We start from the raw sequence: 24,894 nt of genomic DNA on the forward strand, positions 1-24,894 counted from the left end.
TGTCAAAGCCGCGCCGATCGTTGCTGCCATCCCGGCAATCTCATCTTCCATTTGAATAAAAGTACCCCCGACCTGCGGCAAACGTTTCGCCAATAGCTCAGCAACCTCAGTGGACGGTGTTATGGGATAGCCGGCGAAAAATCTGGCGCCGGCGGCAAGTGCGCCGGCGGCACACGCATGATTCCCCTGCATAAGTACTGCTTTTGCCATGAATATATTCCTCCGTTCGTTTACGTTTAATTACTTATCTGCAGTCACATAGATGGCATAATCAGGACACCGTAGTTCACATTGCCCGCAAGCTACGCAATCATCTGCCTTGGCAACCTCAATCTTAGCAAATTCATCAAGTGTTAGGACTTTTTTTGGACAGAACTCTACACAGATGCCGCATCCTTTGCAAACCCTGGTGTTGGTTTTAAGCATTCTTATTCCCCCTCTGATTGTTTTTTGAAGATTACGGTCCAACGAACTAATGAATCTTTAGTAGCAACCGGTTTTTCGGGTCAAACTCTAAGGCTGCCGCTTCTCCGGCTATAGTGATTCCATCCCTGGATGACAGTTCCTCAGCAACTACTTCCGATACCAGACATTCTGTCAAATACAACGTGTTGGGAATAACTACGATCCGCAATTTCTCTGGCGGAATGCTGCTCAGGCTATACTGCACCGCTTCCATAAGTTTTTGGTCATCTTCATAATACAGGGGAATTGCGGCCCGTATCACAAACGTACTTGTCAGGCAATTAAGATAAGTTGCCTGCCGGTCCATCTTGTCAACAAGTCTTTGCGTAACAAAGTCTGCCAACCCGATTCCAGTTGCGTTGCCATGGGATTCCTCGGATAAATCCAGCACAACAATCCGTTTTACAGCCGGACGTAAAGGCTCGGAAACCCCCTGAATGCGCGTCCGGCCGATAATATTCGTGTCAATACCTGTACCACTAAAATTCTTACCCATTTCGCCGATGATCAACACATCGATGTCATCGATAGGAAGCGACGGCATCAACGACTTAGAATATAACAATAACTGACTTTCCTCCCGGATAAATTCTGCTTTTGTTACACCCTTAATGAGCGCGGTTTCCTCATATGCATTCTCTATTATTGCAAGGCCTCCGAGAATAGGGAGCTTCTCCAAAATAACCTCGCCAATTTCAATGAGCAGCCGGGGCAGTTCTTCACTGCCAAATCCGTGAAACTGTTGAGCCCCCTGAGGTCCTCCCAGCCCCACAACCAGCTTCTTAACCAGACCGCTCTCGACCTTACCTTTGAACGAGGTATGGGTTTTCACCCGGTTAACCACTAAAATTCCGTCTAAACAGAGTGCAGACTTTACTATGAAAGTAGGGATACCTTCCCGGGTATGTCCGATGATCTCGCTCTCAGCACAAGTGATGACCTTGGCACCAATCGCTTCTGACGTAAGCCCGAGACTGTCCAACACTTCCTTTTGCCCAACTTCGGTGCCGCCACCGTGGCTGCCCATAGCAGCCAGCAGAAAAGGCTCACCCCCATGCTGCTTAATATATTGAGCAACATGCTGAAGTATTGTTACGATATTCTGGATACCACGGCTCCCTACCGTAATACCTATTCGTTTTCCGACCAACTGTTTGATTAGCTTTAGCCCCTCAAGTTCTTCAAGAACAGCACCGGGTATATCATCAACAAGCGGTCTGGAAAAGGTCTGCCGAATTTTAACCAGCTTGGGAAAAGCCATAAGTCGTCCTCCCCCTCATCTTTTTCTGAATTCATTACCTTATAGTAAGCCAATCCATTGCCACCAGGTAAACGCAGTTACAATCCACAAGCCCCAAATGATCAGGCCTAGCACTATTGAGGACTTAAGCTGCTCCGTTACTGTGTAGTAACCAGCGCCAAACATAATGATGTTCCCCATGGTATTGAAAGGAAGGAACAGGGCATAAGCCATCATAATTGCCAACGGCATAACAAAGGCAACAATATCAAAACCAAGGGTTTTTGCCAAACCAATGTAGATGGGTATCATAACCCCGGTCATGGCTGTCGTTGTCGACCAGATGACATGGCTAAATATACTAAAACCAATCAAGATGATCAGCAGCGGCATCAGAGCCACACTTTTCAGTCCGAGTGCCCCCAGTATCGCCTTAATAATCCACTCGAAAGCCTTAGTTTTCATTAAAGCATCGCTTAATGTCAACACACCGCCAAAGTAGACGAAAAGTTCCCACGGCAGTGACTTTTCTGTCTCTTTCCAGTCAAGGACTCCGATACGGGGCGTAAAAATCAACATTGAAACAAAAAAGGCAACCATAGTGGAGTTAAACTTATGGAGCGCATCGGTTGACCAAAGAACAAGGGCTAGAACAAAGTACAGAATTGCTCTTTTTTCCCGGCCAGACATCGGCCCCATGGAAAGGAGTTCCTTTTTTATATAATCAACCCCGCCAGGCAGGGCCTTTACTTCTGACGGATACATCTTGAGCAGCAGCCAGCCGGTAATTGCCAGGATGAGAATGTTGGTAGGAAGCGCCGCCAGCGCCCAGTAACTCCACGTTGTGTAGATCGATGCCCCTGCTGCTGCTGCGATCATGCCGATTGCTACCGGGTTAGGGATAGTTCCGGTTAGAAAAGCAGAACCAGTTATATTGGATGTAAAGGTACTGGCTAACATCAGGGCCTTGCCGAAGTTACTCTGGCCTGGTTTGGCTTTATAGGCTTCTGCTATCCCTTCCACGATAGGCAGCATCGCGGCAGTCCGCGCCGTGTTAGACGGTGTCAGGGGAGCGATTATAAAGTTAGCCAGCATAGAAGCATAGATAGCACCAGCTGGAGTCCGCCCCAGCACCCTCATCATCTGAAGAGCCAGCCTTTTGGCTACTCCGGATTTGGTCATGGCTATAGAAAGCACAAAGCCGGTAACCAATAACCACAGGGAGGCCGATGCGAAACCACCTACAGCAAAGTCGGCGCTTCTAATTAACTGCCCGACTTTATCGACCTTGCCTTCAGGATTTCCTACCCAGAAATATAAGAGCGTCACTACGAAAAACGTGCTTACGGCGAAGTTGATTCCAATAGTTATCCATGCAACTACAGCTCCACCAAAAATCGCCAACAATTTGTGTTGGGTTAGGGTCATAGTCACGGGAGTAGGCATAGCCCATATTGCCAGTCCCACGAAAATTGCCGCAATAAGCCCATATCTTCTACCCCATTCTTCAATAGCACTTGTATTGGTTTTGGCATTGGTGCCAACATTTAAATTTGGGTTTGCCACATCGTTCACTCCTCTCTATGAATCAAATAGCTTGCCTGGATTTAATACACCGTGCTGGTCAACAACCTTTTTAAGTTTTTGCCCTACGGCAAAACCAGTTTCGCCTGTTTCCCATTTCAAGAATGGCGCTTTCATATAACCGATACCGTGTTCACCTGACAGAGTGCCGCCAAGGTCAAGTGCTGCTTTAAAGAGTTCCTCTACCGCTAGCTCTACCCGTTCCATTTCTTCGTGGTTGTGCTTATTGCTTAAAATATTGGGATGGAGATTCCCATCACCGGCATGGCCAAAGATAACCATCTTTAAGTCATACTTTTTGGCGATGTCGCGCAGACGGCGAACCATGGCCGGAATTTGGCTGCGGGGAACAGTGGCGTCTTCTGAGATTTTAGTAGGGTTGATCTTACCGCAGGCTGGCGAAATAGCCTTGCGGGCACGCCACAGCTTATCAATATCTTCCGGTGTAGACGCTGCCTGTATCTCAGTTGCACCGCATTTTCTACATACTTTCATAACATGTTCTGCCTGTTTAGCTATTGAAGCTGCACTCCCATCAACCTCAATCAGGAGGATAGCTTCTGCACTCACCGGCAGTCCAACTTTAAGGAAGTCCTCTACCGCGCGAATGGTCTGGTTATCCATAATCTCCAGCGTAGTAGGGATCGTCCCGGAAGCAATCATGTCACTGACAGTGCGGGCTGCGTCATCCAAACTGTTAAAGATGGCAAGCAGCGTTTGTTTGGCGCTCGGTTTGTCGACTAGTCGCAAATAGGCCTTCGTGACAATTCCCAGGGTGCCTTCTGAACCGACAAGGAGCATCCCCCAGTCGGGACCAGCCATCTCACTGTCAAACTTGTTGCCCAGTTCTACTACGTTACCGTCTGGTAAGACGACTTCCAACCCTAACACATAGTCCCGGGTAATGCCATACTTTACGCCGCGGGGGCCACCGGCGCATTCGGCGATATTCCCGCCCATGGTTGATGTTTTGGCGCTAGCCGGGTCAGGCGGATAGAAGAGTCCTGCCTGGTTTACGGCGTTAACAAAGTCTTCGGTAATGACCCCGGTCTCGACTACGGCTACCCGGTTTGCTGTATCGATTTCAATAATCTTGTTGAGACGAGTTAAGACGAGGCTTATTCCACCTTTTACAGGAACTGAGCCACCGGATAAGCCTGTGGCCGCGCCCCTGGCGGTTACCGGAATATTATATTTGCCGGCTAATTTAACAATCTCAACCACTTCGGCTACGCTGCCGGGTTTAACGACCACATCGGGCGGAAAATCCCGGAAGGTGGCATCAAAGGAATAACAGATCCGGTCTTCTAACTGGTCCATAACATACGCTGGACCCACGAGCCGTTTTAATTCAGCGATCATTTGCTGTTCCAATTTCTCTCCACCCCCTATTCCAGGCCGTAGGCCTTGGCAATGATTTCGGCCGTATGCAAGACCCGCATGCGGCTATCTCTTTGTCCTAGTCCATCCGTAATATGCATCCGGCAGGCCGAACAGCCGGTTGCCAGTATATTGGCACCTGTTTTCTCAGCGTTATCAAGCTTCCAGTCATTAATGGTCCGGGAGATGTCATAATAGGCCATGCTGAATGTGCCGCCTGCGCCGCAGCATTTGGCCGCGTCTTTCATTTCGGCAAATTCTACTCCCGGAATGGCTTTTAATATCTGTCTGGGCTCTTTGGATACGCCCATGCCCCTGACAAGATGACAGGGATCGTGGTAAGTAATCTTAGCTCTTACTTCCTGCAGGTCTTGCTTGATTCCCATGTCAACAACGAACTGGGTAATATCTTTGACTGTCTTGGCTAGCGCTTCCCACGACCGTTTTACTTTTGGATCTTCAATGATTGAACCGTATTCGTGCTTTAAGGCCGCCCCGCAAGAGGCACAACCGGTGATAATGGCGTCATAATTGCCAGCAGCCAGTACTTTGACGTTTTCTTCCGCCAAATAGCGCCCTACCTGGTAGTCGCCGGAGGTAAAGGCCGGTGTCCCGCAGCAGCTTTGTTTTGCCGGAATGATTACTTCTGCATCGTAAGCCTTAAGTATCTTAACGATGGCTTCCCCGGCTTCCGGGTAGACGTAGTTAAGCATACAACCTGTATAAAACGCGACCCTTGCTTTGGGCGAAGCCACCCGGTTAGTCTCAGGTAAGCGGGTTCTCAGCGGCGATGTGGATAACGGGGGAATAACTCTCCGCTGACTGAGTCCGGCGCTGGGCATAGGAATTCGCGCCAGCTTACCTCTGCCATCAGGCGCATTTCTAAAGACAACACCCTGAAATAACGCGCCCATTTTGAGGCCCAGGTCAAATAACTTGCGATAGGTAAGTCCGGTGAAAGCCAGTTTCTTAGCTACCGGCAGGCCGTTTTTAGCGGCTAAAGCACGCCTTGCGCTTAAAAAAAGCTCGTCTGTCCTCACACCGGACGGGCAGCCGGGTGCACAGGCTTTGCATAACAGGCACTTTGACATTCTGGCTTGAAGCTCAGGTGTTAGGCTTAACTTGCCTTCACTCACGGCTTCCAGCAGCTTAACTTTGCCCCTGGCCGTGGTGTTTTCGTTATCTGAGGCTTGAAATACCGGACAGACTGACCGGCACGTGCCGCAGCGAATACATTTGACTAGTTGTTTTTGCCACTCTGCGCAATTACTCTCCATTATTTTCACCCCCTGTAAGTCAGCGATTTAATATCCGTTTTGGATCAAAAGCCGCTTTGGCTCTCTGTTCAAGCTCTGCCAGGACGCCGCTCCCAAGCCTGCCCGTAAGGCGAGCATACTTTCCAGACGAGATTCCGCCCGCCTGGATAACTGCTTTGGTTACTTCATCGATGAAGCTGTCTTCGGGCTGGGCTGCGGCAAAAGCAACATTAAGCTTCCCTTCTGCCAATTGACCAAATAGACCGGCTTGAACGAGGCTGTTGTTGGCTATGGTATAAAATGCTTTGATAAACTCTTCCTGACGAGTAAATGCCATTTTGAATTCATCTGTCAGTACATACTTGTGTGAAGCACGATAGAGTATGCTCCACTTTATGGCTGTCTGCCCACTTCCGTCTGAAGCCTCCCTGATTGTGCCGCCATACTTCTTTAGCAGCGCGCTGGCACTTTGGCATTGCCCAGAGGCCTCTTCGTATACACCGTCAAACTCCATCATGACAAGTTGTCCTTGGGGGTCGGCTTCAAATACACGTTGTGCCATAGGGTCAACCCACAGCAAATAGGCGGGAATGACTCGGCTGTTTTTCAGATCTTTTACAAAAGCCAGCATTTCTTCTAACTTTGTAAATGTGGCTGCCATGTTCTTACGAGTCTCTGGTAGGGGAAGCAGTTTAAGTAAGAATTTTGCCGTAACACCGTAATCCGTATAAGGGGCATTAAAAAAGCGGGTAAAATCGTAACCGGTAACATTCTTTACTGTTTTTCCTCCCGCTTTTAGCACTTCGCCTGTAGGCAATACACTCTCCGAACCCATAAGGAAGTGCTTGGTGTACCCGTATTTTAGGCTTGATAAGTTAGAACAGCCCTGATAAAACAACTGTCCTACTGTTGTATCATGGTAAAATGGGGTATCGGCAGGGATAAACCGCAGACCTTGCTCAGCCAGCCTTTCAGCAAGATTGCCAAGTTTGACACCAGGGCCTACTGTCGCAACAAGGTTAGCGGCATCAATTTCGATGATTTTATCTAACTTCGACAGGTCGATAGTGACTCCATCATGGTTACCTTTCCGGTAGACATAGATCGGACGGCCAGTATCGGATGATGTCCGAAACACGTGCTGCAATTCCTCGATGGACTGAGGGGACACCGCTTGGCTCACGTGACTTCCTCCTTCAAAATCATTTCTACCACTATACTAGTTGCTTATCTGTCCACACGACATAAAATTACGACCAAGCGCAGGAATTGACTGACAAACCCTGTGAATCTGCCAACAAAAATTACAGGACTATTATTGGGCAAAAAAAAAAGCGCCCAACGGCGCTTTTGCGTAATTACACTTCTTTATATCTGTCAAGCCTTTTTACATCTAAAATAATAATTTGCTGGTCGCTAAAATCAAGGACTTTGTCTTTTTTCATGGAACTTAGCACCCGGCTTACGGTTTCACGGGTTGTTCCAACTAGATTGGCCAGGTCCTGACGGGTCATATCAACATCAATCTGAATGCCTCCGGCAACCGGCCGGCCATATTGCTGGGACAGCCGGATAAGAATTTGTGCTGTACGCGAAAAGGTATCTGACAGTGCCAGGGTTTTTATCTTCATTTGAGCGTGCAGCAGCTTCTTACTCATGACTCGGATGATATGAAGGCCGATACGGGCGTTTTCGGCTACCACATTTTCCAGGTCACTATTTTTTATAATACCAATAACCGAGTCTTCTAAAGCAACTGAAGTAGCTGGGTAAGGTCCGTGGTTAAAAAGGAGCACCTCGGCAAAAACCTCACCTGTCCCTAGAATATTGATAATGTGCTCTCTGCCATCTTGTGCTATCTTAACAATCTTCACCTTGCCGCTTTTAACATAGTGGAAGCCCTCACCCGGCTCACCCTCCATAAAGATAATCATGTTTTTTTTGTAACGCCGTTCAAGCGTAACATTGCTGATGGCGGCCAAATCAGCAGGGGCCAGCTCCTCAAAAATGGGCAAGTGTTTTAAATATTCGAATTCTACCATGCAAATCTCTCCTCCCCGGTACCCTGACATATATATGTAAAAGTCCAGCTCGTAGGCTGGACTAGTGTCACTTAGTATCAAATCTCAAATATCCTCTATTCATCAGGGCTGATCGCGCCTACCGGACACACGGCTGCACAAGCTCCGCAGTCAATACAAAGGCCAGGATCAATCACATATTGGGTATCACCATCAGAAATAGCCTCAACCGGGCAGACCGACGCACAGGCACCACATTTAATGCATTCAGAATTAATTTTATATGCCACTGTTTTTTTCCTCCTTAATCTACTCTGTCAAACTTAAGCTGACTAAACTTTTAAATATCAGGCTTGCCGGTAAGAAAATGATATGTTTTCTGAGATCATATTTGTAGTATCTGCAATTTCAATGGCTTTTAAGATACTGGCATTAAGGAAATTGTTGCTTACTACGATATAATTAAAAGTATTTTAGATAAAATTAGGAGAACCATTATGCGCAACTTCTACCGTATAGTATCAGTACTGCTCTTAACAGCAGCATTATCAGCCCCGGTGAATGCAGCATCCATCATTAACGGAGAATATTCCGCCCTGGAACCAAATGTTGATGATGATGTTAAGATTACCGCTTATGCTGACAGCCACTATGAGCGACTAACCGATTATGCTAATGGCTATTCACTGCTTATCCCGCAGGGGCTTACCGTAGACGCCGCACAATCCCCGATAGTCACAGTGCTGTATAACGCCACCTTGCAGATAGAGATTTATCATGATAATTTTACCGGTAAGCCGACTACTGCCACGGAGTATATAAGCTATAGCAATAAGTTCATTAATAATACCAGGGAGCATTCTTTACTTGTTGATGAAACATACCGGCAAAATGGTTTCACGATTCATCTTTTGAACTGGTCACGGCGGCCGCTGCAGCGGGTGCCTAATGACAAAAACTATTACTCCAGCATCGAAATTGCAAAAGATCAACATGAAGTTTATACAATTCTGCTTAAGTCCACGCAGCCAATTGACAATGCCAAAGAGATTGCTGCCAGTTTCATTTTGACTGAACGCCAGGGTATACCACGTTTCAATTTGCCTGCAATCCAAGACCACGCTCGCCGCAATACTGAAACGCAAGCTTTCTACGAAAAATTTTTCAGTGTGGAAAGCCCGCTCCGCTGGGGAATCTTTGAACCATCTGCTCCCCAGGTTTTCGAAAAGCTTGATCTGCTGGAAAGCCAGCTTAACTATACTTTTCCTATTCTGGTACGCTATCAGTCTTTTGATGAAAACCTGCCTATCCTGGCTCTTGAATCAGCCTATGAGCGCGGCCGGACAGTCGAATTGACGTTGCAGACCAGCCACTATTTTACCGACAACTCTAGTGTCATGTATGACATCCTAGACGGCAAATATGATGATTACTTTACGCTATATGCCGAACAGTTAAAGGCTTTCGGGCACCCGGTGCTTTTCCGCCTGAATAATGAAATGAACGGCGACTGGTGCTGGTATTCAGCTACCTATTATGGTAAAGATGCCGAATTGTACAAAGCTATGTGGCGATATATTCACACAATATTTAATGAGAACGGCGTTGAGAATGTATTATGGGTATGGAACCCACATGACTTATCCTTTCCCAATTTTAAGTGGAATCATTATCTCAGGTATTATCCTGGCGATGAGTATGTCGACATTATTGGTCTGACCGGTTATAACACCGGCACTTATTTCGCTGGCGAGAAGTGGCGCGAGTTCGCTAACATTTACCCAGACATCTATGCCGAGTATAACCGTCATTTTGCCAAGCCGTTTATGATTGCAGAGTTCGGCTCAAATTCAGTCGGTGGTGATAAAGCTGCCTGGCTGGCCAGGATGTTTGATCAGATTAATCAATTTGACAAAATAAAAATAGCGATTTGGTGGAACGGCATCGACTATGACGCTGCCGGCAGTCCTGGCCGCATTTATATCCTGGATGAAACAGATGAAACAACAGCGGCTTTTCGTCAGGGGTTAAAAAAATTCAGTGGAAAGTAATGCTTAATCTAAGATCCAGCGTTATCCTTTACCAGAAACTACCTTACTGTAGCTCTGCCCCCCAATGCCGCTTATTCATCTTGAGAATATATTCACGGCTGGCCTCGCCGTTAAGAGACTTATCGCGATACATTTGCCCATCGGCTTGTTTAAAAATCTCAATTACCGCTACCGGCCGCACACTGGATGCCCACCCAATCGACATCCCAACAGGAATATCCGGCAATTGGGCATTATACTTGGCAACCGAGTCCCTTAGGTTTAGCCCGGCTTCGTCGATTGTCTGGACAGCACTACCTGTTAGGATAATGCCGAATTCATCACCGCCAATCCGGGCTGCCACTGCATTAGCAGACACGGCTGACATAATAAGTTGAGCAGCTGCAATAATAAATGCATCCCCGGCATCATGGCCCCAAGTATCATTAACCATTTTGAGTCCATCTAAATCACAGACAATGATACCTGCCGGGTAGAGGCTTGCAGACTCAATCCGTTGTATTTCTTTCTCAAAATAGGCGCGATTATAGAGGCCGGTTAATTGATCGTGAAAACTCAGATACTCCAGATGGAGTTTAAGTCTGGTATTATCAATAGCAGAAGATGTCTGCATCGCGAATATCTCCAGCATCTGAATCTGCTCAGGCATGATCTCTTTATCGTGGTTAATTTCGATAACAGCGGTAATATTGCCAAAAGAGTTAAGCGGCATTAACAAATGACTGCGATCCGGGGAAAGCTCATAGTGTTTGGCCTTTATTACCCGCTCAATCACATTGCCTTCATAGGCAACCAACTCATCTATCATCAGCTGTTCTCCGATAAGACTGGCCTTTTGCAGCTTATTCTCGGCAAAAATATAAAGAATTCCCTCCTGAAAACCGAATCCTAACGGCGAACACAAAGTCGTCAGATAATTAGTCAGTACGTCATAGTAATTACCGGCATCATGAATCGCTTTTGTAACATAATGAAGCATAACAAACTGATCAAGCTGTCTTCCTAACAGCTCCTGAAACTGCCGGAGACTTTCGTTAAGAATAATATTCTCAATGATCGCTGAGGTTTGCCGGATATATACATCTAAGAGCTGTAAGTCCTCAAAGAAGATACCACTGGCTTTTTCAGCCAGGATAACCGCTCTAATCACACCGTTTTTTTTCACTATTGGCACTGCAACCTTCAGATTATCTGGTGCTGTAACCGCTACCTTAGCAGTAACTGCCTGCATAATATAGCCAGCCCCCAGCCTAACTGTTGTCTGAGTAAGTTTGCCACCCTCGAGTATTAATTTTATGGTAAAATGCTCATTATCATCTGGCAGCATAACAGATACATGCTCATAGTTAAAGCCGCAGTCACTCAGGTTATGTAAGTAGACTTCCCATAGACTTTGTGTTGTCTGACAATCTTGAATATTGCTTGTCAAATAATGCAGCATCAGGTAATTATTATTTACTTCGGCTATCCTTTGCTGTGTCTGCTTAAGTTGGACGTTTTCAGATTCGAGCAGTGCTATTTTGGCAGTAAGTTCCTCAATATGCATATTTGATTGTTGTTGTTCGCTCATCTGCCCGCCTCTTTTTGTAAAATATTACGCTTGTGACACAAGCAATAAATATCCTGGTTAACACATGATCCGCTTCGGCATACAATATATAAATTAATAATTACCGGAGGTGGATGTATGGCTATGTTCCGAGCCCGTAAAAACAAGCCTAAAGTCTTAGCCGAAACTGCTACTGATTTATGCCAGGTTGAAGTATGCCCCAGCGATCCGGATTTACTACTCCTAAGGGACGCTGCCGCTGACGAGCGTAACGCGATTGCTTTTTATCTTGACGCTGCCAGAAACTCCTGCACACCCCAATTATTTCTCGATGTTGCTGAAGACGAAATGGAACATTATGTGGAGATTATGCGGGAGATATCCCGGTTAGACCCGGTACAGGCTGCATTACTTAGTGAAGCAGGTCTTGATACGCTGGTGATGAGTCGCCCGCTGTTTCAGTCCAAATCGAAAACCGCCAAAGAAATCGCATTGAAAGATACGCAAGTGATACTGCCGGACAAGAAAGAAATGCCAACAGTCCACCTGTTAACCAGAGCCTTAAACGACGAATTTCTGGCCACCAATAAGTACCAGCGCTATATGCTCACCGCCGAAAATACTGAAGTACAAATACTATTTTGCCACTTAATGAATGAAGAAAAAAAACATATCGCTGAATTTACTGCAGCATTATTTGAGATTACTAACGAACCCTTACCACTAGAACATGATTAAATGGTAATAAAAAGGATAGGCCCGGTCAACCTATCCTTTTCTCCTGCCGCTCTGTTGTACAGGCTGGTTACTGGACAATTTAGCTTTTGGTGCTACTGCCGTCAGTAACACTTGATGGCCCTGACAAGAGACCTTTACCTGATAATCGACAATTCCTTCTTTATACAGATTGAGTTTAAGTTCTAACAGTGCTTTCCCAATAGACTCTTTAAGTTCTGGTGTAAGAAAAGCACTATTAATATCCTCAGCCGCCGGATCCTTCTTAGTCGCTCTAACCACTGGCGGGGCAGGCTGTTCGTCATTAATAGCCGTCTCGAAGGTTAACTGCTCATGCCACCCTTTGAACATCTCACTATCACTGAGATTTTTTTTAATCTTTGTCAAATATAACTACCTCCTGGAAGACATAAAACTAAAATCTGCCACCACGGCAGTAAAGATATCAATCATCGCCTGCCGGTGGTGCTCTCTGAGCGTCCGGGCAATTCCACCTGAAAAGCGTTATAGTTCTTGCCATAACCGGGATAACGCCGCCCGTCACCCCACCGGTGTGAAGCCAGTGACTGATTCCCTACCCAATGCTTATCAAAGATAACCTTAATATCAGGGGAAACCTCCCTGACTTTGGCTTTCAGGGTTTCGCCAAACCATTTCTTTACTCTAAACGAACATGTCTTGCCATGAATTGTCCCCACTTCAATACTAAGCGGCCCATGGGGCTGATCTTTCATGCCATGAATGCCAATGTGCAGGTATGGCCTTGCCAGGTTGCGGCTGCCTGGCGCGAGTAATCCTCTATTATACAAAAACTGGCTAATGACGTCCCGGTATTCCCATACAGCTTCATCATTTCCTGGTCCGGGCGGACGATTAAGATCTGCGATAGTACGAGAAACAGTGCCTATAATTCCAGCGCAACCTGTTTTCGCTACAATTCCCGCAACGATCTCATCAGTAAACCGGTCAGCCTTAGGTGAAGCAGCGTGCACAGCATCAACATGGCAATAATTAGATCCAAAGCAGTATTTGATATAATTGCCGATTTTCAAGATTCCGCCCCCTGCAGATTTTTAGCTTCAGTATCAGAATAATAGCGACTAGTGCTTCGCCCGCAGGTCTGCCATGTCGGTTTATTACTGTTAGATTATTTTTTGAAGTGCAGCAACCGGATATCCCCATAATTCTTTACCTGTTTCGGTAAATCCTGCAAAAAAAACACCGAAATTCCAGATATTACTGAAATTCCGGTGTTTGATTACACAGTACCAGACAAGCGCAATAGATTTTGGTCTACATTGGGATCTAGGCTGCCCAGTTCGCTAAATTCCATTGGCTGTAAGATTTCAGTATCTGGATTGGTCTCAAGAACTCCCTGTAATTTTTCAGACACAGTCCGCTGCCCCCTTTTATCTTTACACATTTACACGTATGTCAGCGTTTATATTATCTTGAATACATCATACAACTACACATGTTTCCTGTCAAGATATGGAATCGCAAAAATCTAACGTAATTTAGATACATGACTTAATGCACTATTAAAGTAATCTATCCATATATACTAATAAACATACAAGAACACGCTGTTGCTGACACAGCGTGTTCTTGTATGTTATTACCATTATTCACTGCTTTTTTCCGTAAAACTCCCCAGCTTAATCGCCGGGAATGTCTCCATAATTTTTCCGAGAAAATTACGCACACCGCCAGGCTGCCCACCTACAGGCATTGCCGCTAAAAAAGCATCCGGATCGAAATTAAGGTTCCTGAGCTGAATCATATCTACCCCAGTGTCGCCCAGAAATTCAAGCCAGGCAGCCTGTTCTTCCGGTCGATCGTTGAGACCGGGAAATAGCAGCATGTTAAGCGAAACATAGACACCATGACTTTTGGCATAGGCAATGGATTGCCGCACATGATCCAGGCTGTAGGCAGCCTGATAGTAAGCCTGATAGGTCACCGGCAAGGCGCTGATTATACTGACCCGCATACTGTCCAGGCCGGCATCAACAATAGCTTTGATGCCCTGGGTGTACCCGGCATTGGTATTGATATTGATCTGCCCGCGGGCCGTTGTATCACGAATGCTTTTAATCGCTGCAGCGATTGCCTCGGCGGCTAGCGAAGGCTCACCTTCACAGCCTTGACCAAAGCTAATGATTGGCTCAGGCGCATTTGTCAGATGATATAAGCCAACAGCAGCTATTTCTGCCGGCGTCGGCGAGAATACAATACGGCTTTGAGGAGCCGGGCAACACTCAGCCGGCTGCAGCGAAATACACCCCAGACAGTTAGCATTGCAAACCTGTGAAACGGGAATGCCGGCTTCCCAGCGCCGGTAAAACAGGTTTTGTGCAGTACAGCAGTGCCACACCAATGAGCAATTGGCCAGGTGTTCCACCAGGCGGTTATTAGGCAAGTCCCGCCGTACCCGCGCTACCCGCTTCTTTAAATCAGGGGTATTATATCTGTCTGGATGCCACTTAGCATTATCTGCTGTTTTTACAGCAGCCACATGAATCTCATCATTGTAAAGCACGGCAGCGGTATACCCAAAAAGCGGCAGTTGGGGCGCTCCCTGCTGTCGCTCATAAGCAGGCAGCAGGGTCCGGGTATAGCCGACAGGCAACATAGCCGCCACTGCCTGACGACCTTTCATTCGTTTAGGAACGCCACCGGCCAGGTAAACTGCATCCCGCCCTGGCAAAAACATAAGTTCAGCGCCTTCCGGCAGCCGAATGAGGTCAGCCGGTTTCAGTGCCAAATAGCCTGCTCCGAGACGGGCAGCAGCCTGATAGCCAGGCGCATCAAATATTTCACCGTTGTTATCGGCATAAAGAGCTGTAATCATCATTTTACCCTTTGTTAAATTTATTCATAGCCTTAGTAAAACCTTCTTGCAAAATACATTCTACCGCCCCGGCAGCCTGATCAAGTGCCTGGCTAATGGCCGGTGCCTCCTCGGTTGTAAACCGGCCAAGAACATAATTGGCAGTTTCCCAGCCCTGCGGTGGCCGGCCGATGCCAATCCGCACCCGGGCGAAATCATCTTTACCTAGTTCGTACAACATTGACTCAATACCCCGATGGCCGCCTGAGCCGCCTTTGAGGCGGAGACGCAGCCGACCTGCCGGTAAATCAAGGTCATCATAGATTACAGTAATATCACCGTATTGCACCTTATAGAAGGCGGCCAGCGGCGCTACCGCCCTGCCACTCAGATTCATATAGGTCAGGGGCTTAACCAGGAGCACCGTTTCCTCACCCCGGTATTCCGCCACCAGGGCGTTATATCGTTCACGCCACGTAGTTATTGCCCACTTGTCAGCTAATTTGTCTACAGCCATAAAGCCAATGTTGTGACGGGTGGCGCTATATTCCTGCCCGGGATTGCCCAGGCCGACAATAATTTTCACACTACTCCTCCACGCTCTTAAGAATTTCATCAACGGTGACAAACTTGTAGCCTTGAGCCAACAGTTTATCAATAATAACCCTGGTGGCTTCTACCGTTTGCGTACGCGGCGCCGTACCGGCCACGCCGTCACCGTCATGCAACAGAATGACAGAACCATTCTTGACTTTGCGGATCGTTCTGTCGGCAATAACCCCTGCTCCCGGATTTACCCAGTCGCGACTGGCAACCGACCACTCAACAACGGTTAACTGATATTCAGACATAATGTCCATAACAACTGCGTCCCTAAAACCATGTGGCGGCCGCATGACGTGCGGCGCATACCCAACAATACCGGCAATTACCTTATTGGTTTTATCAATCTCCTCCACAATACCCTGACGGTCGAGTTTTAGCAAATCGACATGATTATAGGTATGATTACCCAACTGATGCCCTTCAGCAACAATCCGACTGATCAAAGCAGGGTATTTTGCAGCATTGTGGCCGAGAACAAAGAAGGTCGCCGGTATCTGACGTTCTTTTAGAATGTCAAGAATCTGTCCGGTATATGGCGGACATGGTCCATCATCGAAGGTCAATGCCACTAGCTTTTCACTTGTCTGTACTTCAGAAAACACAGGGCCGTAAAACCTGTTTTCGGGCAACACTGCATTAAGAGTAAGAATAAACCCGGCGATAATGCCGAGAACAGCCATACCCAATCCCAGTCGGACCGGTCGTCGCAGCACCCGGAAATAATCAAGTACCAGACTGAAAATAACTACTACTGTTAATAGTCCCAGCATACTGATAAGCCGGACCTTAGTGTCAAACATTGGCTTTTAACCCCGTTTCAATAATTTCCTTGAACATTATCAGCCAGGGGCCTTGCGAGTCATAGGTAGTCCCGCCAGGATAATAGCCTAACTTTTCATACACCCGGATAGCTGGACGGTTATCTGGCCGTACTTCCAGACGCACCCGCGTTACATGATGCTCCCGGAAATAGTGGTGCGCTTCAGCCATTAGCGAGCTTGCCACACCCAGCCCGCGCGCAGCTGGGGAAACGGCGATTGAGAGGATTCGGGCGTTTGCCGCTTTACCGGGAGTGGCGGCAGAGCGGAGAAAGGCAATTTTATTTAATATGATAACCTTGACAGGATGAAGGCCAAACCCATACTGACCGGTTAGCCAGCGCCAGGCCCATTTAGCAAGATGTCCGCCGGCGATGGCTCTAAACCAGAGGTTGTTTAGCCGGATCGGGGCAAAACAATAACCGATTAGTTTTCCGGTTGTCGTTTTGGCAATAAGGGCAGCTTCGGGCTCTGCCGCATAGACCAGACTGAACACATCTTGCATCGCCTGTGGTTTGGGCAGGCGTCCGCCACAATGGTGGAGCACACTGTCAATAAAGCTTTCCGTGAACAGGCCGGCAATGTCGGCAATGTCAGCTGCTTGGGCCCGGGTGATCGCATAATTATCCATAGTAGTTTACTTACAAATAGGGCGCGAGTATTCGCGCCCTATTTAAAGTGACCTCCGTTATATCCTTATTCCGCAAATCAAAACTGTCTATATACAACACACTAAGGTATTCTAAAAGTTTTAATCGTCAAATAACTTGCTGACAGAAAGTTCACCAAAGATCCGGATAATCGCCTCACCCAATAGCGGGGCAACCGACAGCACTTTAATCTTAGGGCTGAGTTTTTCTTCCGACATGGGGATAGTATTAGTTACAATGAGTTCAGTAATATTCGACTTTTGAATACGTTCTACCGCCGGGTCGCTTAACACGGCGTGAGTACAGCAGGCGTAAACGGCTTTAGCCCCCATTCGTGCGAGTGCATTAGCCCCCTCAGTCAATGAACCGGCTGTATCAACAATATCATCAACAATGACGGCTGTTTTTCCCTCTACATTGCCAATCAGGTTCATAACTTCAGCTACGCCAGGAGCCGGGCGGCGCTTTTCAATAATAGCAATCGGTGCATGCATACGGTCAGCGAACAGCCGAGCTCTTGATACACCACCTAAATCCGGCGATACTACCACAAGGTCTTCAAGTTGCAGAGACATAATATATTCAGCCAGAGTCGGCACACCTGGCAGGTTATCCACAGGAATATCAAAGAAGCCCTGGATCTGACCGGCGTGGAGATCCATGGTAACTACCCGGGTAGCACCGGCTACCGTCAGAAGATTGGCCATAAGCTTAGCTGAAATAGGTTCCCGTCCGCGCGTTTTTCTATCCTGGCGGGCATAGGCATAGTAAGGAATAACTGCTGTAATATTTCTGGCCGAAGCACGTTTTACTGCATCAATCATAATTAACATTTCCATCATATTGTCATTGACCGGGTAGCTTGTCGGCTGAACAATAAACACATCGGTTCCGCGTACGCTTTCGTCAATCATAACCTGAATTTCGCCGTTATTAAACCTGCCGACAAAAGCATCGCCTACTGACAAACCAAGATAAGCTGCAATTTCCTGGGCTAACGCCGGATTGGCGTTACCGCTAAATATTCGTAACCGTTTCGTATCTTCCAATTTTCTTACCTCCGCTGTTTTTCCGCCCAGCCCTCAATATTATTTTGACGGGAGCGTGCTACTCCGAGAGAACCAGGGGGAACGTTTTTGGTAATCGTCGAACCGGCGGCTACATAAGAACCACGGCCAACAGTAACCGGTGCCACCAGATTGGTGTTACAGCCAATAAAAGCCTCATCCTCGATGGTGGTACGATGTTTATTCTTACCATCATAATTAACCGTAATAGTGCCTGAACCAATATTTACACCGGCCCCCATATCTGTGTCGCCGATATAACTAAGATGAGGTATTTTACTCTTCTCGCCAACAACTGTATTTTTCACTTCAACAAAGTTGCCAATTTTGACGCCATTACTGATTTCAGTGTTCGGCCGCAAATGAACATAGGGCCCAACAGTTACACCTTCGCCAATCATACATTCATGGGCATATGTAAAATGAATTGTTGCACCGTTGCCAATGATTGTGTTCACAATACGACTGTTAGGGCCAATTGACGAGTTTGAGCCGATTTTACTACAGCCCTCAATCCATGTAAAGGGGTAAATAGTGGTATCAGTACCGATCTCAACCTGAGCATCAATAAAAGTGCTGCCCGGATCCATGATAGTAACGCCATTTTCCATAAGTTTATCCAGTGTCCGCCGCCTGATTAAGCGCTCAGCCTCAGCCAGTTGCGCCCGGGAGTTAATGCCAAGAGTTTCATGGTAATCCGGTGCCGTGACCGCCCATACCTTATGATTTTGGCTGTTTAAAATCGCAATAACATCTGTCAGATAATACTCGCCTTGGGCATTATTACAGGTTAAACCCTCAAGGGCCTGCAAAAGCTCCCTGGCTTCAAAGCAATAGATACCGGTATTTATTTCGCTTACTGCTAATTCTGACAGGCCAGCATCTTTGTGTTCTACAATTTTGACAACCTGTCCGGCTGGATTGCGAATGACCCGCCCATACCCTGAAGGATCAGGCATAATAGCAGTAAGCACAGTAGCCACCGCCTGCGAACTACAATGCTCATTATACATCATTTGCAAAAGTTCTCCGGTCAGAAGTGGTGTATCGCCACATAACACCATCACAGTACCATCAAACCCGGCCAGTTCTTGCCTGGCCTGCATCACTGCGTGTCCGGTGCCAAGCTGTTCGGTTTGAACGGCAAATTCAGCCTGTCCGCTCAGCGCCTCTGCTACGCTTTGAGCGCCAAAACCAATAACAACAACATTCTTGACCGCTCCGGCGAACTTGGCCGCATCAAGAACTTGCTGAACCATGGACTTACCACCAACCTGATGCAACACCTTTGGCAAAGCCGATTTCATACGGGTGCCTTTACCAGCTGCAAGGACGATGGCCATTAAGTTTGACATCTATATACCTCCATTCCTGACGGCTGTTAAGCGATCAGGGTTCGGTCAATTTGGAGCAACTATTACCCCTTCGACACAAATATTCAATTTCCTCTAAGATATGCAGATAAAGCAATCTTTGCCTCTTGGCGAAACACTAAATAATCTCGACCAGGTATTGCTCCTGACGCAGCGAAGCCATAATATGTTCTGTATGGAGTACATCTCTGGTTTCCAGCCCAATCTCGACAACAGCCTGACCCAGCGGCACGTGCCTTTCAACCCGGTCGTGAGATACATAAAGAACATTGGCCTGCAACCGGGCGATAATAGCCAACAGCCGCTGCAAACTCCCTGGCCTGTCTATGACGACAGTCTGGAGACGCACACGCCGGCCGGCTTTAACCAGACCACGTTCAATAATCCGGGATATAAAATTAACATCAACATTACCGCCTGATATTACGCTGACAATCTTGCCTTTCGCCGGAATTTTATCATGCAGAATGGCGGCTAAGCTAGTAGCACCGGCACCTTCAACCATCAGTTTGGCACGTTCCAGCAGCATCAGGATCGTGCTGGCAATGGCTTCATCATCAATAACAAAAATATCATCCACATATTTATCGATTAGGGCAAAGGTTAATTCCCCCGGAATCTTAACCGCAATACCATCAGCAAAGGTTTCCGCATCCCGGGTTGTCTTAATTGCATGCGCTTTTTTGGACATATACATGGCCGGCGCACCTTGCGCCTGTACACCATAGACCTTCACATGAGGCGCTAGTTCTTTCACAGCCACTGCAATACCGGCTATCATACCGCCGCCGCCAATGGGCACAACAATGGCATCTACATCTTCTAAATCCTGTAATATTTCAAGGCCGATAGTCCCCTGTCCGGCAATAACTGCAGTATCGTTAAAGGCATGAATAAAGGTCTGTCCTGTTTCTGCCTGAAGCTCAAGTGCCTTACTATACGCTTCATCATAGACGCCCCCGGCCAGGACAACCTCAGCCCCATAGCCCCGTGTAGCCGTGATTTTAGCCAAAGGCGCAATTTCAGGCATAACAATTGTAGCTTTAATACCCGCGGCACTGGCGCCATAAGCCACACCTTGAGCATGATTACCGGCAGAAGCGGCAATAACCCCATGGCGTTTTTCTTCCAGAGTTAAATTCTTGATTTTATTGTAAGCGCCCCGGATCTTAAATGACCCGGTTTTTTGCAAGTTCTCCAATTTCAAATAAATCTCACTACTTGTCAGCGAACTAAAAGTGTTACTTTTGTCAAGGGTTGTATGATGAATAACGCCGTCCAACGCCTCCCGGGCTTTCTCAATGTCTGACAGTGTTACACTGGTCGTAGTATTAGACATTCCGTCTTCCCCCTTTTCAGTAAACCCCCACCTCTACGCAGGCAACCCGCAAGAGCATATCAGCCGGATGTAAGCACCGGCCGGATATCTGTTACTTTAGTATGTTCATGTACATCATGTAAAATAAGCAGTGCTAAGTAGTCTTCAACTAATTTTGGCTCAGGCTCAGCGGTTGCCACAAGTACACCGATACCGCACACCTTAGCCCCTACTTCCTGTGCCAAATCTACCATACCGCGCGCCGTACCGCCAGCTTTCATGAAATCATCAATAATAAGCACCTTGGCTCCGGCTGGCAGAGCCCGTTTCGGTAACGACATCGTTTGAATGCGTTTATACGAACCTGTTACATAATTTATGCTAACCGCCGATCCTTCGGTTACTTTACTGCCGCGCCGTACAGTAATCAGCGGCAAATCAAAGGCTCGTGCTGTCATAAACGCAAGCGGAATGCCCTTAGTCTCAACTGTTAAGATATAATCAGGCGATAAATGGGCCAGACGTTCCATAAATATCTCGCCCACTTTAACCATTAAGTGGGGTGTAAACAGCAGGTCTGACATATATAAAAAACCGCCCGGTATAATACGGTCAGGTTCGGCCAGACGCTGGGCCAATACGTTTAAAAGCCGGTCAGTCTCTTTTGCCGATACAGCAGGAATAAACCGGATACCGCCGGCAGCTCCGGCGACTGTCTCAATAGTTCCCAGCCCAAAATGCCCCATAGTTTCTTTTATGGTGGTGATATCTTCACATATAGTTGATTTAGCGGCACCGAACAGCTCGCTGAACTGACTAAGTGAGAATAAATGACGGGGTCTGTCTGCAATAAGCTTAGTCAATGCAGATACCCGCTCCATTTTCCGTACTTTATCCATGCTTACTTCCTCCACAATCAGGGAAATACCGAATATTTTCTCCTAAATATATTTTTTTATTCACATTCTCTATAGATGCAGCAATTCCTGCCGGTTGTAAAAAATTTGTAACAAAAACAAAAAACGCGGATTATCCGCGTTCTGTCAGAGGCTCTGCATAAAGCAGCTTCGTACTAATTCCAAATCACTGGGTTTGTCCACATCAATGCCAAGCTCGGCATATTGGGATTGAATAACCGCTCCTTTGATTCCCAAAATTTCACCGGCCCGTTTCTCTACCTGCTTAAGCCTAAGTGTTCCCAAAATAAACTGCACAACAAAAGTCCAGCCTAACAGGCAGCATAATTTAAAAGGATTTTTGCGATTGGCAATAATCTGTTCGGCCACAGTCATACATTGTGTCACGATCTTGGGGTCTACAAGAAAAATGTTACCACCGGTAAAAGTCCCTTCCCTCAAACGCACAAAAGTACGCCTATTCCCAGGAAAACGGCGCTCATGATCGCTGCGGGTAACGATGGGATAATATAGCTCAGCATTTACGCCGGCACACTGTGATAAGAAATCCTCTATAGCAGCCGGCGTTAAGAGTGGAATATCTGCCGTTACCACCAGGGTCAGTTTTTCATGTCCTAATGCCTTCATCCCTAAGCTGATGGTTTCGATAATAGTCTGACCGCCAGCCACAATGACTGCTTTTTCCGGAAAAGAACATTTGGCCAGTTCCTGAACCGGACCGGCAATAAAAATGCGGGATACTTGTGAACTGGCCGCAAGAGCTCCGGCCACAAGTTCAATCATTGGTTTGCCGGCAATATCAATCATCGCCTCATAGGGCTGAGATGTATAGCGGTTTAGGTGCTCACTGTTTTCGCCACCAGCTAGGATTATAGCATCATACATTGTATAGTACACTCCTTCGAGATGTTAAGTCTGACGGCGTTCGTTCAAATCCTGGAGTAGTGTTTGCTCCGAGTTCTCCATATGTTCGCGGGCAAGTTGCTGCGCCAAGTCGGTATCACGGCTGGCGATCGCTTCGACCAGTCGCCGGTGTTCTTCCACTGATTTTTGCATCCGCCCCGGATATTGGATCGAGATTGACCGGAAACGGGTAAATTGTTCTCTAAGATTATTAATAATGCCTACTAAGCGATCATTACGGCTTGCCCGATACAAAATGTCATGAAACTGGCTGTCAGATTCAACTATTTTATCGGCATCGTCCTCTTCGATTAACTCGCCAATCTCAACCAGCAGTCGTTCAAGCTGCTCCAGCTCATCCTCGGTAATGCGTTCGACAGCAAGCCCGGCTGCCAAAACATCGAGAGCTGTCCGGATTTCAAATACTTCATTAATATCTTTTATTGACAGATCCGCCACATAGGTTCCCCGGCGGGGAATCATAACAACAAAGCCTTCCAGTTCAAGCTTCCGGATGGCCTCACGCACAGGCGTCCGACTAACCCCCAGCTCTTCAGCCAGTTGGATTTCCATCAGTCGCTCACCTGGCTTTAAAATGCCATTCACTATCGCTTCTCTTAGCGTTTCAGCTACTACTTCCCGCAGTGGTTTATAGCTGTCTAATTTAATCGGTACTAATCGCCTCTCCACAATCACTCCACCTTTGATACTGTTTTTGCCACAAATACTTCCGGCACACCACGAGCCTTTAACTGCTCGGCAATCCTCTCAGCCTGCGCCCCGCAGTCTGAAAGACCGAATACTGTCGGTCCACTGCCTGACATTAACGCTGCCATGGCCCCGTATTCCATCATATATTTTTTTATTTTAGCAATTTCGGGATACACCGGAATTGTGACGCTTTCAAGAACATTCCCCAAATGGTCAGCAACACCAGCCAGATTTTCTTCAGTAAGACACTCACACATTGCGGCAATATCCGGCCTGACACTAACTTCATTGGCCTTAAACTGACCGTATACCCAGGCTGTTGGTACTTCAACAGCCGGTTTAGCTAATATTACATAGCAGGCCGGCAGCGGCGGCAATGGTGCTAGTATCTCGCCCCGTCCAGTGGCTAACATTGTGCCGTTATATAAGCAAAACGGTACATCTGAACCCAACTTAGCCGCTAACTTGCTAAGCTCGTCCAAACTGAGATTAAGCTCCCATAGCTGATTAAGCCCTTTTAGCACAGCGGCAGCATCCGCACTGCCGCCAGCCAGTCCTGCTGCCAGCGGGATCTGCTTTTCCAAGTGAATGAGTACGCCTTGCCCGGTTTTTGAGTATTCCTTGAGCAGGGTCGCGGCGCGATAAGCCAGGTTATTGGCGTCTGCAGCTAAACCAGGAGTATTGACACTAAGATCAATACCTGCCGGCTGGCTAGTTAATGCTATTGTATCAGCAAGACTAACGGCCTGCATAATCATAGCCACTTCGTGGTAGCCGTCAGAGCGTTTATGGCGCACATCAAGCGCCAGATTGATTTTAGCATAGGCCTTAATTGTCAACATGTCCAATACCCTACGCGCTTAATTGCTTTAAAGCTATCGCCTCTTGTGAAGTCAGGACCTGGTCAATCTCCAGCAATATGAGCAAACGGTCTTCAAGTTTACCCACACCTTGAATATACTTGGCATCAAGAATAAATGTCGGGGGAGGCGGCTCCACGCTTACTGCCGCCAGTCTGACCACCTCGGTAACAGAATCAACAATAATGCCCACAGTTTGACCAGCCACCTCTACAATGATGATCCGGCTGTCATCATTATAATTGGAAACTTCTAGCTGAAAACGTTTCCTAAGGTCAACCACCGGAATGATCCGTCCGCGTAAGTTTATAATTCCTTCCATAAAGGCGGGCGTCTGCGGCAGCTTAGTTATGGGAACCAGGCGATTTATCTCCTGAACCTTAGTAATAGGTAATCCATATTCTTCTCGAGCCAGCCGGAAAACTACCAGTTGCAGTTCCTGATCAACAATTAGACTACTTGTCTCCATCCCGGAACACCTCCACATACATCTTACAGTATTATATTCTACCTGCTCATGTATTTGCCTGCAACTGCCAGTTTTCCATTCGAGATTT

26 protein-coding genes and 1 pseudogene are annotated in these 24,894 nt (G+C 47.1%); 2 read left to right on the forward strand and 25 right to left on the reverse strand.

The window, feature by feature from the left end; all coding sequences use genetic code 11:
- From VN379_RS17860 to VN379_RS17900, 9 genes and pseudogenes are all read right to left on the reverse strand, one after another.
- Positions 1-210, reverse strand: a pseudogene (locus VN379_RS17860) (2-oxoacid:acceptor oxidoreductase subunit alpha); the annotation flags it as partial.
- A 30-nt stretch (positions 211-240) separates the two neighbouring features.
- Positions 241-426, reverse strand: coding sequence for a 4Fe-4S binding protein (locus VN379_RS17865; RefSeq protein WP_325536290.1), 186 nt, complete (start codon positions 424-426; stop codon positions 241-243).
- A 46-nt stretch (positions 427-472) separates the two neighbouring features.
- Entirely contained in the window at positions 473-1,726 is a 1,254-nt protein-coding gene (locus VN379_RS17870; protein WP_325536292.1) for a hypothetical protein, read from the reverse strand.
- 39 nt (positions 1,727-1,765) lie between these two features.
- Positions 1,766-3,271 (reverse strand): DASS family sodium-coupled anion symporter, encoded by a 1,506-nt coding sequence (locus tag VN379_RS17875; RefSeq protein WP_325536294.1) that lies wholly within the window; start codon positions 3,269-3,271, stop codon positions 1,766-1,768.
- A gap of 15 nt (positions 3,272-3,286) precedes the next feature.
- Positions 3,287-4,663, reverse strand: a complete 1,377-nt coding sequence (locus tag VN379_RS17880) for an FAD-binding oxidoreductase (protein ID WP_325536296.1) — start codon at positions 4,661-4,663, stop codon at positions 3,287-3,289.
- 14 nt (positions 4,664-4,677) lie between these two features.
- The gene (locus tag VN379_RS17885) at positions 4,678-5,946 is read right to left on the reverse strand and encodes a (Fe-S)-binding protein (RefSeq protein WP_325536298.1); all 1,269 of its coding nucleotides are present in this window, start codon (positions 5,944-5,946) and stop codon (positions 4,678-4,680) included.
- Positions 5,947-5,965: 19 nt separating this feature from the next.
- A complete protein-coding gene (locus VN379_RS17890; RefSeq protein WP_325536300.1) occupies positions 5,966-7,108 on the reverse strand; it encodes an FAD-binding oxidoreductase in 1,143 nt (380 codons plus the stop codon).
- A gap of 175 nt (positions 7,109-7,283) precedes the next feature.
- Positions 7,284-7,967 (reverse strand): Crp/Fnr family transcriptional regulator, encoded by a 684-nt coding sequence (locus VN379_RS17895; protein WP_325536302.1) that lies wholly within the window; start codon positions 7,965-7,967, stop codon positions 7,284-7,286.
- Between the two features lie 95 nt (positions 7,968-8,062).
- Entirely contained in the window at positions 8,063-8,236 is a 174-nt protein-coding gene (locus VN379_RS17900) for a DUF362 domain-containing protein (protein WP_325536304.1), read from the reverse strand.
- A 207-nt stretch (positions 8,237-8,443) separates the two neighbouring features.
- Here VN379_RS17900 and VN379_RS17905 point away from each other — a divergent pair, with 207 nt between their 5' ends.
- Positions 8,444-9,997, forward strand: a complete 1,554-nt coding sequence (locus tag VN379_RS17905) for a glycoside hydrolase family 26 protein (protein ID WP_325536307.1) — start codon at positions 8,444-8,446, stop codon at positions 9,995-9,997.
- A gap of 43 nt (positions 9,998-10,040) precedes the next feature.
- Here the strand turns inward: VN379_RS17905 and VN379_RS17910 are convergent, their stop codons facing one another.
- The gene (locus VN379_RS17910) at positions 10,041-11,567 is read right to left on the reverse strand and encodes a GGDEF domain-containing protein (protein ID WP_325536309.1); all 1,527 of its coding nucleotides are present in this window, start codon (positions 11,565-11,567) and stop codon (positions 10,041-10,043) included.
- Between the two features lie 117 nt (positions 11,568-11,684).
- Between VN379_RS17910 and VN379_RS17915 the strand changes: the two genes are divergently transcribed.
- Positions 11,685-12,284, forward strand: coding sequence for a ferritin-like domain-containing protein (locus tag VN379_RS17915; protein WP_325536311.1), 600 nt, complete (start codon positions 11,685-11,687; stop codon positions 12,282-12,284).
- 30 nt (positions 12,285-12,314) lie between these two features.
- Here the strand turns inward: VN379_RS17915 and VN379_RS17920 are convergent, their stop codons facing one another.
- The 15 genes from VN379_RS17920 to VN379_RS17990 form a co-directional block, all read right to left on the reverse strand.
- On the reverse strand, positions 12,315-12,668 hold the full coding sequence (locus VN379_RS17920; RefSeq protein WP_325536313.1) for a hypothetical protein: 354 nt from the start codon (positions 12,666-12,668) through the stop codon (positions 12,315-12,317).
- A gap of 62 nt (positions 12,669-12,730) precedes the next feature.
- Positions 12,731-13,333, reverse strand: a complete 603-nt coding sequence (locus tag VN379_RS17925; RefSeq protein ID WP_325536315.1) for a hypothetical protein — start codon at positions 13,331-13,333, stop codon at positions 12,731-12,733.
- 206 nt (positions 13,334-13,539) lie between these two features.
- Positions 13,540-13,674 (reverse strand): hypothetical protein, encoded by a 135-nt coding sequence (locus tag VN379_RS17930; RefSeq protein WP_325536317.1) that lies wholly within the window; start codon positions 13,672-13,674, stop codon positions 13,540-13,542.
- Between the two features lie 231 nt (positions 13,675-13,905).
- A complete protein-coding gene (locus VN379_RS17935; protein WP_325536347.1) occupies positions 13,906-15,135 on the reverse strand; it encodes a radical SAM protein in 1,230 nt (409 codons plus the stop codon).
- 4 nt (positions 15,136-15,139) lie between these two features.
- Positions 15,140-15,700 carry an aminoacyl-tRNA hydrolase gene (gene pth / locus VN379_RS17940; protein ID WP_325536319.1) on the reverse strand — a complete coding sequence of 187 codons (561 nt, stop codon included), beginning with the start codon at positions 15,698-15,700 and terminating at the stop codon, positions 15,140-15,142.
- A 1-nt stretch (position 15,701) separates the two neighbouring features.
- Positions 15,702-16,520, reverse strand: coding sequence for a polysaccharide deacetylase family protein (locus VN379_RS17945; RefSeq protein ID WP_325536321.1), 819 nt, complete (start codon positions 16,518-16,520; stop codon positions 15,702-15,704).
- Positions 16,513-17,169: a GNAT family N-acetyltransferase gene (locus tag VN379_RS17950; RefSeq protein WP_325536323.1), complete on the reverse strand. Its 657-nt coding sequence runs from the start codon at positions 17,167-17,169 to the stop codon at positions 16,513-16,515. The genes VN379_RS17945 and VN379_RS17950 overlap by 8 nt, the downstream gene beginning before the upstream one ends.
- Before the next feature lie 120 nt (positions 17,170-17,289).
- Entirely contained in the window at positions 17,290-18,237 is a 948-nt protein-coding gene (locus VN379_RS17955) for a ribose-phosphate pyrophosphokinase (RefSeq protein WP_325536325.1), read from the reverse strand.
- Between the two features lie 5 nt (positions 18,238-18,242).
- Positions 18,243-19,610 (reverse strand): bifunctional UDP-N-acetylglucosamine diphosphorylase/glucosamine-1-phosphate N-acetyltransferase GlmU, encoded by a 1,368-nt coding sequence (glmU, locus tag VN379_RS17960; protein WP_325536327.1) that lies wholly within the window; start codon positions 19,608-19,610, stop codon positions 18,243-18,245.
- Between the two features lie 136 nt (positions 19,611-19,746).
- A complete protein-coding gene (gene ilvA, locus VN379_RS17965; RefSeq protein ID WP_325536329.1) occupies positions 19,747-20,967 on the reverse strand; it encodes a threonine ammonia-lyase in 1,221 nt (406 codons plus the stop codon).
- A gap of 59 nt (positions 20,968-21,026) precedes the next feature.
- A complete protein-coding gene (gene purR / locus VN379_RS17970; RefSeq protein ID WP_325536331.1) occupies positions 21,027-21,845 on the reverse strand; it encodes a pur operon repressor in 819 nt (272 codons plus the stop codon).
- A 144-nt stretch (positions 21,846-21,989) separates the two neighbouring features.
- Positions 21,990-22,748: a nucleotidyltransferase family protein gene (locus tag VN379_RS17975; protein WP_325536333.1), complete on the reverse strand. Its 759-nt coding sequence runs from the start codon at positions 22,746-22,748 to the stop codon at positions 21,990-21,992.
- Positions 22,749-22,772: 24 nt separating this feature from the next.
- Complete coding sequence (locus VN379_RS17980; protein WP_325536334.1) at positions 22,773-23,456, reverse strand: GntR family transcriptional regulator; 684 nt, start codon at positions 23,454-23,456, stop codon at positions 22,773-22,775.
- A 2-nt stretch (positions 23,457-23,458) separates the two neighbouring features.
- Positions 23,459-24,319 (reverse strand): 4-(cytidine 5'-diphospho)-2-C-methyl-D-erythritol kinase, encoded by an 861-nt coding sequence (ispE, locus tag VN379_RS17985; protein WP_325536336.1) that lies wholly within the window; start codon positions 24,317-24,319, stop codon positions 23,459-23,461.
- Positions 24,320-24,329: 10 nt separating this feature from the next.
- The gene (locus VN379_RS17990; RefSeq protein WP_325536338.1) at positions 24,330-24,806 is read right to left on the reverse strand and encodes a chemotaxis protein CheW; all 477 of its coding nucleotides are present in this window, start codon (positions 24,804-24,806) and stop codon (positions 24,330-24,332) included.
- Positions 24,807-24,894: the final 88 nt, after the last annotated feature.

It is taken from the genome of Sporomusa sp. (assembly GCF_035561255.1).
Taxonomy (GTDB): domain Bacteria; phylum Bacillota; class Negativicutes; order Sporomusales; family Sporomusaceae; genus Sporomusa.